This is a genomic window from Kitasatospora sp. NPDC091257 (assembly GCF_044757675.1).
GTDB lineage: Bacteria > Actinomycetota > Actinomycetes > Streptomycetales > Streptomycetaceae > Kitasatospora > Kitasatospora lactacystinica.
This window is the reverse complement of the sequence record NZ_JBIVVI010000060.1, coordinates 1-15552: the sequence shown is the minus strand read 5'-3', so window position 1 is coordinate 15552 and position 15552 is coordinate 1. Positions and strand designations below refer to the sequence as shown.

The window sequence follows — 15552 nt, the reverse complement described above, 5'->3', positions numbered from 1 at the left end:
CCCGGCCGCCAGAGCGGGGGTGTCCGACCTGCCCGAGGTCGCGCCCGCCGGGACTCCGGTGGACCGGGCCCGGGCGCTGCTGCGGACACGTGCCTACCGGCGCCTGTGGACCACCCAGCTGATCGGCGGCACCGCCGACCGGCTCGGCCTGCTGGTGCTGCTCGCGCTCACCGTGATCGCCGCCGCCCAGGGCGACCGGTTCGGCAGCCTGCCGCGCAGCCTCGCCTTCGCCCTCGCCGCGGTCCTCGCGGTCCGGGTGCTGGCGACCGGCCTGGTCGGCGTCGCCCTGCTCGGCCCGGTGCACCGGCTGGTCACCGGCCGACTGGACCGGCGCTGGACGCTGTTCGGCGCCGACGTGCTGCGCGCCCTGCTGATCGGCCTCGCCCCCTGGTGGAGCGTCTGGCTGGGCTCCGCCGCCGAGCCCTCCGGGGCTGCCACCTACGCCCTGCTCGCCACCGTGTTCGTCACCGGTGCCGCCGAGCGGGTCCGGGGGATCGCCAAGGCCGCCGCCGTTCCCGGCCTGCTGCCTCCGGCCAACCCGCACCTACCGGTCGCCGAGCAGCGCCCGGCCGCGGCCAACCTGGAGAGCGTCCGGAGCATCGACCGCTTCACCGGCTGGGTGACCGTGCCGCTCGGCGCGCTCGGCCTGGTGGCCTTCACCCTGCTCAACAACATCGGCGCGGCCCTCGGCTCCGACTGGCTCCGCGCCCACCAGCTCACCTTCGCGGCGCTCGGCGCGGCCGGGCTGTTCGCCGCCGCGGCGGTCCGCGACCACCTCCAGCAGTTGCCCGGCGGCCCGGTGTCCGTCGCCCCGGTCTCGCCGCTCCAGGGCCTGCGCGCCCCGACCGATGCCGCCCCCGGCCCCGCGCTGAGCAAGGGCCGCACCGGCGGCGCCCCGTACTTCACCTTCGCCGTCGCGGCCGGCTACGCCGCGATGGCGGGCGTCGCCGCGCTCGCGCTGCTCACCGCCGCCGAGCACCGCGCCGGGCCGATCGGCTACGGCCTGCTGGTGCTCGCCGCCGCCGGGACGCCCGCCCTGGGCGCCCGGCTCACCCGGGTCACGCTGCCCTCGCTGTCCCGCCGCCGGCTGCTCGCGCTGGCGCTGCTCACCCAGGGCGTCGCACTGATCCTGGCCGGGCTGGTGCTGGACTTCGTGCTGGTCCTGCTGCTCACCGTGCTGGCCGGGCTGGCCGCGGGGATCGTGATCTCGGCCGGACGCACCCTGCTCGCCCAGGAGGTCGAGGAGGCCCGGCTGCCGAAGGTCACCGAGCACCTGTTCGCGGTGCTCCGGACCGTGGTCGCCGCCGCGCTGGTCGTCGTCCCGCTGATCGCCGCCGCCTACGGGGATGTCGAGTACGGCACCGTCGAGCCCGGTTCCTTCACCTTCATCCACGGCGGCGCGGCCCTGGCCGTCGCCACCTCCGGGCTGCTCACGCTGGTGCTCGCCGCGGTCGTGCTGCTGCGCACCGACGACCGGCGCGGCACCGCGCCGTTCGTCCGGGACCTGGTGGACTCGGTGCGCGGCCCGGGCGGCCCGGCTCCGCGCCTCGGTGCGGGCACCGGCTTCTTCATCGCCCTGGAGGGCGGCGACGGCGCCGGCAAGTCCACCCAGGCCCAGGCGCTCGCCGAGTGGATCCGCGGCAAGGGGCACGAGGTCGTGCTCACCCGCGAGCCCGGCGGCAGCCCGGTCGGCCAGCGGCTGCGCGGCCTCGTCCTGGACGTCGGCAACACCGGCCTGTCGCACCGCGCCGAGGCGCTGATCTACGCCGCCGACCGCGCCGAGCACGTCGAGAACGTCATCCGGCCGGCCCTCGCCCGCGGCGCCGTGGTGATCACCGACCGGTACATGGACTCCTCCATCGCCTACCAGGGCGCCGGTCGCGACCTGGCCGCGACCGAGGTCGCCCGGATCTCCCGCTGGGCCACCGGCGGGCTGCTGCCCGACCTGACCGTCGTCCTGGACGTCGACCCGACCAAGGCCCGCGAGCGCTTCACCGAGGCGCTGGACCGGCTGGAGTCCGAGCCCACCGAGTTCCACCTGCGGGTCCGGGCCGGCTTCCTCGCCCTCGCCGCCGCCGACCCGGCGCGCTACCTGGTCGTGGACGGCAGCCAGGCCCCCGGCTTCGTCACCACCGCCATCCGGCACCGGCTCGACCGCGAGCTGCCGCTCTCCGAGCAGGAGAAGGCCGCCCGTGCCGAGCAGGAGCGGCTGGCCAAGGAGGAGGCCGAGCGCCGCGCCGCCGAGGAGGCCCGCAAGAAGGCCGAGGAGGAGGCCGCCGAGCGCAAGCGGCAGGAGGTGCTGGCGCAGCTGCGGGCCGAGCAGGCGGAGAAGGAGCGGCTGGCCGAGGAGGAGGCCGAGCGGGCCGCCGCCGAGGCCCGGCGCAAGGCCGAGGAGGAAGCGCGCCGCAGGGCCGAGGAGGAGGCCGCGCGTCGCGCCGAGCAGGAGGCCGAGCGGCGCAGGGCCGAGGAGGCCCGGCTGGCCGCCGAGGCCGCCGAGCGCCAGCGGATCGCCGACGAGGCGGCCGCCCAGGCCGAGCTCCAGCGGCAGCGCGAGCTGGCCCGCGAGGAGCAGCGCCGCCGGGCGGAAGAGGCGCTCCAGCGGGCCGAGGAGGCGCGGCTGGCGCAGGCCGCCGCGCTCGCGGCCGCGGCTGCGGCGGCGGAGTCCGCGGAGGGCCGGGCCGAGGCGCGGCCGGGTTCGGGGCCGGCGTCCGACGCGGGTTCGGCGTCGGGTTCGGCGTCGGGTTCGGGTTCGGCGTCGGGTTCGGTGGCCGGGGAGTCGGCTGCGGAGACGACGACGGAGCTGCGGGCGGTCCGGGACGTCCCGAAGGGCGCCCCGCGGGACGCGGCGCAGCCGGCGGCGCAGGCTCCGGTGGGCGGGCTCGGGGACGAGGCGACGCGCGAGCTCTCGCCGCGGGACCGGCAGGCGGCCGTCCGGGCTGCTGAGGCCGCCGAGGCGCGCAAGGCCGCGGAGGCTGCCGAGGCGCGCCGGGCGGCCGGCGGAACCGCCGGTACGGTCGACGAGACCGCCAAGCTGCCGGTGGTGCCGGCCTCGGCGGTGGACGAGACGGCCGTGCTGCCGAGGGTCCCGGCGGAGGCCGACCGGACCGAGGTGCTGCCGCGGATTGAGCCGGGCCGCACCGAGGAGCGTGCCGGAGGCCGCACCGAGGGCCGGCCGGCGCAGGGGCCGCGGCGCGCGGAGCCGGTGGACAGCACCCGCGAGCTGCCGGTGGTCGACGCCGGGCCGACGGCCGAGCGGTCGCAGCCCGGTGCCGAGCGGCCGAGGCCGGAGTGGGCCGAGGAGACGCCGCTGGACGACCTGCCGAGCCTCACCGACACCCTGCTGGGCTCGCACGACGAATGGACGCGCTGGGAGCACGGCGGTCAGGGCCAGGGCGCTCCGTACGGCGGCCCGCAGGGCGGCGCGGAGCGGCCCGAGGGCCGCGGGGACGCACAGGACAAGGGTGACGGCACGGGTGACGGCAAGGGCGACAGCAAGGGCGACGGCAAGGGCAAGGGCCGTCGCTGGGGCCGCCGGGGCTGACCGGACACGTGTGGGCGGCGCCGTCGGGGCAGGTCCCCGGCGGCGCCGCCGCGTTCCGTAGGGCCGCCTCCTCGCCCCGCCGTGACCCGGACGGAGCAGTGGGTGTCGGAGCGGAGACGTATGCTCGACGGCGGGGAAGAGGCGCCACGAGCGCTGCCGTACTGAGCTTGGGAGCAGCAGTGGCCGTCTGGGACGACCTGGTGGGCCAGGAGCGGGTGGTCGAGCAGCTGACCGCCGCCGCCCGGGCGGCCGGGGCGACGATCGAGGCCGGTCGCGGGACCGCCCCGGTCGAGGGCGCGAACGCCTCCCTCATGACGCACGCGTGGCTGTTCACCGGCCCGCCCGGCGCCGGGCAGGTCACCGCCGCGCGCGCCTTCGCCGCCGCCCTCCAGTGCACCAGTCCCGACCTCGCGCTCGGCGGCACGCCCGGCTGCGGGTTCTGTGACGGCTGCCACACCGTGCTGGCCGGCAGCCACGCCGACGTGAAGTACGTCCGTACCGACGGCCTCTCCATCGGCGTCGGCGACATGCGTGACCTGGTCATGCGCGCCTCCAGCTACCCGACCGGCGGCCGCTGGTCGGTGATCCTGGTGGACGCCGCCCACCGGCTCACCGAGGCCGCCGCGAACGCGCTGCTCAAGGGCGTGGAGGAACCCTCCCCGCGCACCGTCTGGCTGCTGTGCGCCCCCTCCGTCCAGGACGTGCTGCCGACCATCCGCTCACGCTGCCGCCTGCTGGTGCTGCGCACCCCCGCGGCCGAGGCGGTCGCCGACACGCTGGTCCGCCGTGACGGCGTCGACCCGGAGACCGCCCGGCTCGCCGCGCTGGCCGGGCAGGGCGACATCGAGCGCTCGCGCCGCCTCGCCGTCGACGAACAGGCCCGCACCCGCCGGACGGAGGTGCTGCGCATCCCGCTGGAGGTGGGAGACATCGGCGGCTGCCTGACCGCCGCCCAGCGCCTGGTCGACACCGCCAAGGCCGACGCCGAGGCGCTCGCCGAGACCCAGGACGCCAAGGAGACGGACGACCTCAAGGCCGCCTACGGCGCCTATGAGGGCGGCAAGGTGCCGCGCGGCATGGCCGGCGCGGTCAAGGAGCTGGAGAAGCGACAGAAGAGCCGGGCCACCCGCACCCGCCGGGAGACCCTCGGCGTCGCCCTGCTCGACCTGCTCGGCTTCTACCGGGACGTGCTCGCCATCCAGCTCGGCTCCACCGGCTCGCTCGCCAACGAGGACCAGCGGCAGGCGCTGAACCGGGTGGCCCAGGCCGGTCCGGCGGAGAGCACGCTGCGGCGGATCGAGGCGGTGCTGGCCTGCCGTCAGGCGCTGGACCGCAACGTCGACCCGCTGCTCGCGGTCGAGGCGATGACGGTGGCGTTGCGCGCGGGCTGAGCCCCCGATCGGGGATTGTCGATCGGGGGATCGCCGATCGGGGATCGGGGATCGGGGATCGGGGATCGGGGATCGGGGGCGGTCCCGTCCGGGGCCGTCCGGCTCCGGGCCCTCGGGCCGTCCGCCCGGGCGTCGCTCCGGCGGGCGGCGGCTGTACGCCTCCCGGAGCCGGTGCGCCATCCCACCTTCGAGTGAACGAGCGACACTCGCCGGGCACACCGTCGTGTGACCGTCCACCCGTTGTGCACGCTGGGGGCCGACTGCGCCCGCTGCCGGGGCGGTCGCCTCCCGTGCGCGCCGGGTCCGGTTCGGCGCGACCCCCTCCAGAGGTGGTGCGTTCCGTGGTTCGTTCGCTCCTCGTCATCCCCTTGCTGGCCGCCGCCCTCGGCGGGCTCTGGCTGGCCCGGGGCGCCCAACACCGCTGGCGCGACCTGCGCGCCGCCGAGACCTACGAGCTGGCCGGCGACCGCTGGCCGATGCTGCTGCGGGCGGCGGGGGCGATGGTCTGCGGGGTGTGCGTCACCGCGCTGACGGTGCTCACCACGCTGGGCGCCTTCGGCGGTCTCGGCCGGGGCACCCAGGAGCCGGACCGGGCGGAGCCGGTCGTGGACGCGGCGGGCTCGGCTCCGGGCACGGACACGGGTGCCGGGACCGGTTCGGGGACGGCGGTCCGGCAGCAGCAGGCGGTGCCGCCCGCGGTCGCCGAGTCGGCCGCCGCTGCCGTCGCAGCTGCCGCGGCCCCCGCCGTGGTCAGCCGCTTCGACAGCGTCGGCCACCCCGGCGGGGGCGAGCTGCTCCAGTCCGCCGTACCGGGCCCCGACGGCCACCCCCGCAACATCCGGGTCTGGCTTCCGCCGCAGTACGCCAAGGAGCCGAACGCCCGCTTCCCGGTCGTCGTGATGCAGGCCGCCACGCCCCAGAAGACCGCCGACGCCGAGGTCCCGGACGTCTTCGAGGGCATCGGTTCGGCCCTCCAGACCGGCAAGTCCCACCCGTTCATCCTGGTCGCCCCCGAGGCGCCGAACGGCACCGCGCACCCCTGCGAGCTGGTCGCCGCCGCTCCGGCCGCCGTCGCCGACGACGCGACGCTACGCACCACCATCGCGACCTCCTTCCGCACCCTGCCGCCCGGCCCGGCCTCCTGGGGCACCCTCGGCGTCGAGGCCGGCGCGCCCTGCGCGGCCGCCGCCGGGCTCTCCCGGCCCGACCTGTACGGCGCGGCGGCGGCGGTCTCCGGCCGGTACGACGCCACCGCGCTCACCCAGACCGGTGCCGAGGCCCCGGCCGGCAGCGCCGCCAAGCTGCTGCTGGCCGCCGCCAAGGGCGACTCCGCCGGGCTGGACGCGGCTCGCAGGCTCCAGTCCGCGCTGAAGGCCGGCCCCGGAGCGGCGGCCAAGGCCGAGGTGCGGATCTCGGACAACGTGCAGGACTTCACCCCCGACCGGGAGCGGCTGCGGCTGGTCCGTCAGGCGGCGCAGTTCCTGGCCGAGGCGCTGGCAAGGGCGTCCTGAGGGCAGGTCCGGCGGGGCTACGCTGCCCGGTACCCCGGAACGGGTGCCGGGCAGCGGCGTTTCCTCCGGGGTGCTCCGAGGGTTGTTCCCACTGCGGGTGTTCCTCCGGTGTTCCCCGGTGTTCCCCCGGTTCCTTCGGTTCTTCCACGTGCTGGTCGGTTGCGGAGAGGTGGCGGATGAGGGCCTTCGAGCGGGCACAGGCGCGGGCATCGGTGCGGGCGCGGGTGCGGGCACGGGTGTCGGCTGCGGCGCTGGTCGTCGTCGGGCTGCTGGCGGGCGGTTGCAGCGCGGATCCGGCCGGGGCACCGGCGGCCCCCTCCCCGGACCCGGCCGCCTCCGGCACGTCCTCGGCCCCGACGGCCGCGAGGGCCGGAGCCACCCCGCTGGAGCCGCTGCCCGCCGCCGTCCCGGCAGCGCTCGCGCCGTACTACGCGCAACGTCCGGTCTGGCAGCCCTGCGACAGCGGGTTCGAGTGCACGACGTTCCGGGTGCCGCTGGACTACGACCACCCGGGGGACGGGGACCTCACCCTCGCGGCCGCCCGCGCCGCGGCGGAACCGGCGGTGCCCGGGAGCGCTTCCTCCGACCCGTCCGCCTCTGCCTCTGCCTCTGTCTCTGCCTCCGCCGCTGCCGCTGTCGCCTCCGCTTCCCAGGACACGCGGCTCGGCTCCCTCCTGCTCAACCCGGGCGGGCCCGGCGGCTCCGCGATCGAGTACCTGGAGGCCGCCGCCCGGACGTACGACCACGGGGTGCGGGCCCGCTACGACCTGGTCGGCCTCGACCCGCGCGGGGTGGGCCGCAGCAGCCCCGTCAGCTGCCTGAGCGGCGACCGGATGGACGCCTACACCGCCGTCGGCCTGACGCCCGGCGACCGGGGCGGGGTCGACGCGCTGGTCGCGGCCGACAAGGAGTTCGCCGAGGGCTGCCGGACGCAGGCCGGGGCGGTGCTCGGCCACCTCAGTACCGTCGAGGCCGCCCGCGACATGGACGTGCTGCGCGCCCTGCTCGGCGACGAGAAGCTGAACTTCGTCGGCAAGTCCTACGGCACCTTCCTCGGCGCCACCTACGCCGGGCTGTTCCCGAGCCGGGTCGGGCGGCTGGTGCTGGACGGCGCGATGGACCCGGCGCTCGACTCCGTCACCGGCAACCGCACCCAGGCGGGCGGCTTCGAGACCGCCTGGGCCGCCTTCGCGCAGGACTGCGCCCAGCGCGAGGACTGCCCGCTCGGCCGCACCGAGCAGCAGGTCGGCGACCGGCTCACCGCCCTGCTCGGCGGGGTCCGCACCGCCCCCCTGCCCACCACCGACGCCGGCCGTCGGCTCACCGGGTCCCAGGCGACCACCGGCGTCATCCAGGCCATGTACGCCGACTTCCTCTGGCCCAAGCTGCGCGCCGCGCTCACCGATGCCGAGGCCGGCGACGGCACCGGGCTGCTGAAGCTCTCCGACGACTACTACGGGCGCGAGTCGGACGGCTCGTACCCCAACCTGATGTTCGCCAACACCGCGGTGAACTGCCTCGACCTGCCCGCCCCGTTCCACGGCCCGGAGGATGTCCAGCGGGCGGTACCGGAGTTCGAGCGGGTCTCGCCGCACTTCGGGCGCGACATGGCCTGGATGGCTCTGACCTGCGCCTACTGGCCGGTCCGGGCCACCGGTGCGGCGCACACCGTCCGGGCCGCCGGCGCCGCCCCGATCGTCGTCATCGGCACCACCCGCGACCCGGCCACCCCGTACGCCTGGGCGCAGTCGCTGGCCGGCCAGCTGGAGTCCGGCCGCCTGCTCACCTTCGACGGCGACGGCCACACCGCGTACGGCCGGCACAGCACCTGCGTGGACGGCGCGGTGAACCGCTTCCTGCTGACCGGGGAGGCCCCGGAGCAGGGCAAGCGCTGCGAGCGGTAGGGCGGGCCGGGCGCCGGCCGACCGACAGGTGGTTTTCACTTCAACCGATTACCGGTACGACGTTACGATGAGCGCCCCCTGCCACCCTCCCCTGCACCGGAGCTCATCGTGCTCGGAGTCAACGACCTGGCGACGTACGTCCTCGGCGCCCTCGTCATCATCCTGCTGCCCGGCCCCAACTCCCTGTACGTCCTGTCCGTCGCGGCCCGCAAGGGCATCCGCACCGGCTACCGGGCCGCGGCCGGCGTCTTCATCGGCGACCTCACCCTGATCAGCCTCACCTCGCTGGGCGCGGCCTCCCTGCTCAAGGCCAACCCGGCCGTCTTCGCCGTGGTCAAGTTCGGCGGCGCCGCCTACCTCCTCTGGATCGGCTACGGCATGCTCCGCGCCGCCCGCCAACTCTGGCGCGAACGCCGCGCCGCGGCCGACCCCACCACCGAGCAGACCCCCGAGACCACCGAGAACCCCTTCCGCCGCGCCCTGGTGATCAGCCTCCTCAACCCGAAGGCCATCCTCTTCCTTCTCTCCTTCTTCACCCAATTCGTTGACACCTCCTACGGACAGCCCGCCCTCTCCTTCGCCCTCCTCGGCGGCATCCTCCAGATCTTCAGCTTCCTCTACCTCTCCCTCCTGATCTTCGCGGGCACCACCCTCGCCACCGCCTTCCGCCGCCGCAAGCGCCTCTCCGCCACCCTCACCAGCGGCGTCGCCGTCCTCTTCGCCGGCTTCGCCGCCAAACTCGCCGTCTCCTCCGCCTGACCCCCCGCCCCCGGATACCGGGTAACGGATCACCCGCGAACCTGTGTAGACTGGCCCGCGTTGCCGCCACACACGGCAACGGTGCCGCCTTAGCTCAGCTGGCCAGAGCAACGCACTCGTAATGCGTAGGTCGCGGGTTCGAATCCCGCAGGCGGCTCTGTGAAAGCCCCAGGACTCACTCGCCGTGACCTGGGGCTTTTGCCTTTACTGCATCCGTCGGCGCCGCCGGGCGCGGGCCGCCCGCGTGTTCATGGTCTCAGTCGTGGTCTCACTTTCGGCCGGTTGGGGCCAGAGCGCGTTGCCCATCCGGCGGGCCGCTTCGCGGGTCGTCGGGGTGGTGGTCTTGACGTACCGCCGGGTCATGCTGATCTGTGAGTGGCCGAGGATCTCCATGATCGTGAACGGGTCCACCCCCAGCTCGTTGAGGATCGTGCCGGCCGAGTGGCGGCTTCCGTCGTGCTGGCGTCGGTCCTCGATCCCGGCCTCGGCGAGCAGCTCCTTGAACTCCTCCCAGTCCGCGTGGGGGTCGACCGGCTGGCCGTCGGGTCGGCACGTCACCAGGTCGTAGTCCTGCCACGTGTCGCCGGCCGCCTCCTTCCACTCCTCCTGCTGCTGGCGCTGCTCGCCGAGGAGCGGGATCAGCGGCGGGAGCAAGGGGGTCGTGCGGCGACTGCCCTTGGTCTTCGGGCGGGTGAACGCGAGGCCGCCGCCGTGGCGCTTCGGGCAGGTGCTGGCGTGCCGGTCGCACTTCGGGGGGCAGGGTTTCGGGCACCCGCGCGTGTAGCGGCGGTGCTTGGTGCACCCGGGCTCGCACGCGTCCCGGTGCAGCCGTTCGCCGCAGGCGTGCGGGTCGTCGCACCCGTGGCGCCACTTCAGCCGCTGTAGCTGCCAGGACGTGTCCATCTGCCCGGCGTCCTCATCGACGTACTTCCAGCGCAGGCCCAGTGCCTCGCCCTGGCGCAGGCCCTGACCGACGCCGATCACCCACCGGACCCGGGTCGGGCGCTTCATCGCGGCGACCAGGAAGCGCCGGGCCTCCTCCTGAGTGAACGGGTTCGCGTCCGTCTCCTCCACAGTGGGGGAGTCCACCAGTGTGGCGACGTTGCGGGCGACCTTCCCTCGGCGGTGGGCGATCTTCAGCGCCCGGGAGATGATCCGGTGCACCTTGAGGATGTGCGATCCAGCCCGGCCCTCGGCCCGGAGCTGTCCGTACAGCTCGTCCAAGTGCTCCGGCAGCAGCCGGTCCAGCCGGTGCTTGCCGATGCCGGGGATGATGTGGTTCCGGGTCTTCGACCAGTAGTCGTCCAGGCTGCGCGGCTTCAGCCGCTGGTTTGCGATGGTGGTCAGGTAGGTGGTCATCCACTGCTCGACCGTCGGCGCCCGGCCGGCCGCCGCCACCTGGCCCGCATCGCGGTCGGCCTCCAACTTCTTGACCTTGCGCCGCACTTCGGGCTCGGTCTTGGCGCTACGGTGGCGCCGGTCGGGACTGCCGTCCGCCTTCACGCCCATGGTCACGCGGCCGTGCCAACGGCCGTCCGCGCCCTGGTAGATGGTCGACTCCATGTTGGGCAGGCGGGTCTTGCGCTCGCTCACGTGGTGCTCCTGAACTGGCGAGGGCGCTGGGCAAGTGCTGCCCGGCGCCCTCGGAGGACTGGTCGGTGGTGATGGTCAGGCGGCGTTGGCGGCCTGGCGCTCGATGTAGGCTTCGACGTCGGCGGGCCGGATGCGGCGGGAGCGTCCGATCTTGATGGACGTCAACTCCTTCTCTGCCAGGAGCTGGTAGAGCGTCGAGCGTCCGATGCGAAGCATCTTCGCGGCCTCCTCGGCGGTCAGCAGGACCGGGCGAATCGTGGCGGCGGTCACGGTCACGATGGTTCCTTCCTAGGCTCGATTGCCCGGTCGGCAGCTGGGGTCTTTAGCGGTGCCGATGGTGATCGGGGCGGGGTCGAGTGGGCTTCTCTCGGTGCGCGTGTGTCCTAGGTGCGGATTTCTGCGTCATTGCGTCATCAGCGTCATGCGGTGGCTTTGGCCTGGGGTTTTGCATGACGCAGTGGGCGGGGGCTGCGTCATGGGTGCGTCATGAGTTGCGTCACGGATGACGCTGGCCATGTCGCACATGACGCAGGGATGACGCAGCATCCGTCGCCTGCGTCATGGTCTTTCGTGCAGGTCGGGGGCCGTTTTTCGGCTCGCATGACGCACATGACGCAGGGTCTTCCTACCTAGGAAAGAGGAGGGGGTGTCTGTAGTAGTTGGCGCCGCGCGCGAAGCGAAATGGGGAGCCGCTTCGCGGCACGTCCTTCGAGCGGCTTCGCCGAACAGCAAGAAGAGCACCCGGGCGGGCGGAGCGGGCCGGGTGCTCTTCTTGCTTGTCCGCGCGGTCAGTTGATCCGGATCTGCTCGTGCGGGACGGCGGGGGCCGGGCGGGCCATTTCGAGGTAGCGGCCCTCGAAGGTGCGGCCGGTGTCGATGAGCACGCCCCGGGCCGCGAGGGTTGGCTGCAACCGCTTGAGCCGGTCGGACAGCACCTTTCCGGTGGTCGGCCACCCCTTGGGCAGGGGCCGCAGTTCGTCGCCGCTGTAGAGACGGCCCAGGCAGGCCAGCCACTCAGTGGACGTCATGCGCTGGGCGCCGCCGGGTTCGACCGTCTCGGCGTGCCGCAGGACGGTCTGCGCCAACAGGTCGCCCTCGATCACGTCGTCGTTCAGGTCGTCCAGGCTGGCCCGGTAGGCGGCCAGTGCCCCGAACCCGGTCGCCGCGTCCAGCTGCGCGCACAGGTGGGCGAAGTCCGCCATGCGCAGGTCGGTGGGGGTCTCCGCCTCGGCCGCGCGGACCTTGACCGTGAGGTCGAGCAGGGACCCGAGGATGACGGGCAGCACCTCGGCGTACTCCGCCCACAGCTCGGCCTCGGTGCGGCGGACGCGGGGCCGTTCCAGGTGCAGGGGCAGGAGGCGTTCGGCGAGGTCGGGCCGGATGACGCCGACGTCGATGCCGGTCAGGAGCAGGGGCCGGCGGTAGGAGGAGCGGTGCACGTCCCCGTCGGTGAACAGGGCGCGCTTGACGCTCTCGGCTCCGGTGACGATGCAGCACATGGCGTCCGAGAGGTCCGGGCCCATGTGGGAGAGGTTGTCGAGGGCGGTGACCCATCCGGCCGCTACCGCCGAGATGAGGTCCTCCTCGCCTTTCGGGGCCCGGCGCAGGTCACCGCTCATGCCCTCGATGATCCGCACGAGCATCCGGCCGCCGGTGGACTTGCCCGCTCCCTGCGGCCCGGTGAGGAACGGCGCGGGGACGGGCACGCCCGGCGAGAGGCAGCCGATCAGCCAGGCGAGGGCCAGGCACTCGGTCTGGGCGGTGGCGAAGTTCGTCAGCCGCAGCAGCAGGTCGATGCCCTTGCCGTTCGTGTCCTTGGCGGGCACCGGCAGTTCGCCGGTGAGCTGGGTGCGCCGCCAGCACACCTCACGCGGGTCCGGGGTGAGGACGTCCCAGCCGGTGGGGTGGATGCGCACGGACAGGCCGTCGGAGCGGCCCAGGTCCAGCCAGGTGGCCCCGTCAAAGCCCGGGGCGACGCGGATGTGCACGGGCTGCACCTCCTCGGACAGGGCGAGCGCCTCGATCAAGTCCAACGCCTCCTTGAGAGCGGTTCCGTTGAAGACACCACGGCCGTCCTTGTACAGGCCGACCATGAGTTCCTGGCGGTGGCTGCCGGTGGTGCCCTGGGAGCGGATCGGACGGGCCACGGGGTGGCCCGTGCGCTGCGCGTACACGGCGCCGTCGGCGGTGCGGAAGTACCGGAAGTGCTCCCGGGCGTAGTCGGCGATGATCTCGCGCGCCGGGTTCTTCTCGTCGTCGGCCACGGCTACAGCCCCAGCCGGGTCAGGGCGTTGGCCCATGCGTCGGCGCAGTGCCGGGGCGATTCGCCCTTGGCCTGCGCGGCGGCGAACAGGCGCGCGGTGTGCGCCTCGGTCAGGCAGCCGCACCGGCCGTGCGTGGAGAGTACGGCGAGGAACGTCGCGAACACCGTGGCGTGGACGGCGGCTACGGCTTCGGTGATGCGCTGCTCGGCCATGGCGATGCCCCGGGCGAGGTAGGTCGGGGTGCGGTGGGGGCACGTTCCGCCCCCGGTCGGTGCGGGCACCGTGATGGCCGTCGGGCGGACAGCTGCGGGCTTCTTCACGACCAGGGCGCGGACTACGTCCGGCAGGGCCGTCATGGTGCCGGTGCCCGGGCCGAGCCAACGGGCGTAGGACATGGACGACTTGATGTCTACGCCGGGCCGCACCGTGTTGGCGGAGGTCATGACACCCAGGTAGAGCCAGTGCTCGCCCCGGGTGGTGCGCACGGTCCGGGTGGCGGGCAGGTTGGTGTGCGCCCACGCGATGGCGTCCGCGTTGTCGAGATCCACGGCGGTCAGGTCCGCGCCGCCGGGGTGGTAGGCCACCGCCGCCGCATCCCGCCACGCCCGCGCCCACTCCGGCGAGCCGAGGACGGCGGGGTCGGTGATGGCGGCGGCCCAGCCGTGGCAGGGCAACGGGCAGGCGCAGGGCCCGGCGGCCTTCATGTTCGGCCGGCCGCCGCACGCGTTGCGCTCGCAGGCCCGACAGTTGCCGAACGGCAGCTTCCCGGGCCGCAGCGGCAGCACGGGCACACCGGCGGCGGCGAGGGCGAGCGCGGTGGTCAGGAGCTCTCCCCGAACGGGGGTTGCATGGGTCATGCTGGAGACCTCCAGTTCTCTATGGGTGCTGGATCGGCGGCGGCTCTGCTTCTTGGTGGGAGGGGGCCGCCGTTGTCATCCGCCGCTTTCTCGGCGCAGACCTTGTGCGAAGGCCTGCGCTGGTCGTCGCGCAGCGGGGTGGGACGACCGCACCAGCGACACGGGCGGTCGCCGGTGCGGTCGAAGTGCCGGGCGTCGCGCCAGTCCAGAAGCACGATGCGCCGGCCGGGTCAGTCGGCGGGGTGCAGGTCGATGACCATGGCGGTGGCGTTGTCGGCCCCGCTTGGGTCGGCGCGTACGGCGAGGTCGGTGATCCGGCGGGCGACGGCCTCGGGGGCACCGGTGAGAAGCGGGGCCGGGACGGCGCGCCCGTCGCGGTGCCGGGGGGAGCCGTCCGGGCTCGGCGGGGGCAGGGTGCCGGCCTGCTCGTGCGGCAGGTAGGCGCCGTCCGAGGCGAGCACCAGGCGCCGCATGCCGGGGCGGGGGCCGAAGTCCACGGCGACGGCCTCGACAGCGCCGGTGGAGAAGCACAGCGAGGACGTCAGGTAGTCGTGGGCGTCGGGGTCGGGCTGGCGGCCTTCGCGGCGCTGCTCGGTGGCCTTGTTGTGGTCGGTGGTGAGCAGGGTGGCCCGGCCCTGTTCGGCGAGGTAGGCGCGGCAGTCTCCGGCCCAGGCGATGTGCAGGCGGCCGGCGGGGGTGAGGACGGCGACGATCGCGGCGGCGTCCGCCGGCCAGTCCTCGGGGTGACCGAGGGTGGCCCGCTCGGCGTGGAGGACGGGCCGGATCTGCCGGATCGCGGCGCCGGGGTCGCCGATGCTGGCTGCCGTCCGGGCGAGCGCGAGCGAGGCGGTACCCACCCAGGCGGCGGTGTGGATGCGGTCGCCGATGCCGTCGAGCAGGACCCACGCCCGGTGCCCGGTGTCGGGGTCGTGGTGGTGGGCGGTGGTATCGGCCTGGTAGGTGCGGCTCCCGGTGTGCTGGGATGCCGTCTGACGGGTGAACACGGGGGCGCCTCCATGGCTCAGCGGGTCCGGTCTGTCCGTCCCCCGCACCGCCCGCACCGCGCCCGCAGGCGAGGGGCGGGCGGAACGGCTGTCGGCACAGGCCGGGTCAGAGATCGTCGGCGTTCCGGGGCTCGCAGGTGCCGTCGCAGTCGTAGGCGCCGCACCCGCCGCACTTCGGGCAGTCCTCGTAGTCGACGACGACCACGTCCATGGCCTCGCTGTCCCAGACCTCGTCCTCGGAGCCCCAGCCGGTGCCTCGGCAGCCCTCGCACAGTTCGGTGTGGCCGGGGCGGGGGTTGGCCTGCTCCTCCTCGGTGCGGCGCTGTTCGTTGGCGATGTCGAGGGCGATCTCGGCGGCCTTCTCTTCCTCGCGGGTCGGGTGGTCGATGCAGTCGAATCCGTTGTTCATGGGCGTCCTTCAGTGGTTGCGGTTGGTGACGTTGACGCTCACGTTCACGGCGCCCTGTCCGCCTCCGCCTCCGCCGCCGGTGCTGCGGGTCTTGGCGAGGCAGTAGGCGCCGGCGCCGATGGCGGCGAGTCCGCCGAGGCTGCTGCCTGCGGCGGCGATGGCGTTGAGGGCGTAGCCGATGCCGAGTCCGGCGGCGCCGAGGCCGATGCCTCCGGCGGCGAGGCGGGCGGGCCACGGGTCGCGGCCGGGCGCCGTGGTCGGGGTGGGGGCCGGGATGAGGACGGTGGGCCGGTGCGGGACGGCGGGGTGGGCGTAGACG

At 74.5% G+C, this 15552-nt stretch carries 11 protein-coding genes, 1 tRNA gene and 1 pseudogene; 6 read left to right on the top strand and 7 right to left on the bottom strand.

Translation table 11 applies throughout. The annotated features are described in order from the left end of the window. The 6 genes from tmk to ACIQOV_RS04765 all read left to right on the top strand — a co-directional run. Nucleotides 1-3541 (top strand): dTMP kinase (tmk, locus tag ACIQOV_RS04790; RefSeq protein ID WP_401044920.1); only part of this gene is annotated, 3541 nt, incomplete at its 5' end. A gap of 179 nt (nucleotides 3542-3720) precedes the next feature. Then, nucleotides 3721-4932 (top strand): DNA polymerase III subunit delta', encoded by a 1212-nt coding sequence (locus ACIQOV_RS04785; RefSeq protein WP_401044926.1) that lies wholly within the window; start codon nucleotides 3721-3723, stop codon nucleotides 4930-4932. A gap of 341 nt (nucleotides 4933-5273) precedes the next feature. Continuing rightward, nucleotides 5274-6443: a hypothetical protein gene (locus ACIQOV_RS04780; RefSeq protein ID WP_401044916.1), complete on the top strand. Its 1170-nt coding sequence runs from the start codon at nucleotides 5274-5276 to the stop codon at nucleotides 6441-6443. Between the two features lie 176 nt (nucleotides 6444-6619). After that, complete coding sequence (locus tag ACIQOV_RS04775; RefSeq protein WP_401044913.1) at nucleotides 6620-8347, top strand: alpha/beta hydrolase; 1728 nt, start codon at nucleotides 6620-6622, stop codon at nucleotides 8345-8347. 108 nt (nucleotides 8348-8455) lie between these two features. After that, complete coding sequence (gene leuE / locus ACIQOV_RS04770) at nucleotides 8456-9106, top strand: leucine efflux protein LeuE (protein ID WP_401044910.1); 651 nt, start codon at nucleotides 8456-8458, stop codon at nucleotides 9104-9106. An 83-nt stretch (nucleotides 9107-9189) separates the two neighbouring features. After that, nucleotides 9190-9263: transfer RNA gene (locus tag ACIQOV_RS04765), tRNA-Thr, on the top strand. Between the two features lie 47 nt (nucleotides 9264-9310). Here the strand turns inward: ACIQOV_RS04765 and ACIQOV_RS04760 are convergent. From ACIQOV_RS04760 to ACIQOV_RS04730, 7 genes and pseudogenes are all read right to left on the bottom strand, one after another. Further along, nucleotides 9311-10669, bottom strand: coding sequence for a tyrosine-type recombinase/integrase (locus ACIQOV_RS04760; RefSeq protein WP_401044923.1), 1359 nt, complete (start codon nucleotides 10667-10669; stop codon nucleotides 9311-9313). Between the two features lie 105 nt (nucleotides 10670-10774). Beyond that, on the bottom strand, nucleotides 10775-10975 hold the full coding sequence (locus tag ACIQOV_RS04755; protein ID WP_401044907.1) for a helix-turn-helix domain-containing protein: 201 nt from the start codon (nucleotides 10973-10975) through the stop codon (nucleotides 10775-10777). 512 nt (nucleotides 10976-11487) lie between these two features. Continuing rightward, a complete protein-coding gene (locus ACIQOV_RS04750; RefSeq protein ID WP_401044905.1) occupies nucleotides 11488-12963 on the bottom strand; it encodes an ATP-binding protein in 1476 nt (491 codons plus the stop codon). Nucleotides 12964-12965: 2 nt separating this feature from the next. Next, nucleotides 12966-13820, bottom strand: a complete 855-nt coding sequence (locus ACIQOV_RS04745; protein WP_401044902.1) for a bifunctional DNA primase/polymerase — start codon at nucleotides 13818-13820, stop codon at nucleotides 12966-12968. 230 nt (nucleotides 13821-14050) lie between these two features. Continuing rightward, nucleotides 14051-14824, bottom strand: a complete 774-nt coding sequence (locus ACIQOV_RS04740) for a PP2C family protein-serine/threonine phosphatase (protein ID WP_401044900.1) — start codon at nucleotides 14822-14824, stop codon at nucleotides 14051-14053. Nucleotides 14825-14930: 106 nt separating this feature from the next. Further along, nucleotides 14931-15233, bottom strand: a complete 303-nt coding sequence (locus ACIQOV_RS04735; RefSeq protein ID WP_401044897.1) for a hypothetical protein — start codon at nucleotides 15231-15233, stop codon at nucleotides 14931-14933. 9 nt (nucleotides 15234-15242) lie between these two features. After that, nucleotides 15243-15552, bottom strand: a pseudogene (locus tag ACIQOV_RS04730) (hypothetical protein); the annotation flags it as partial.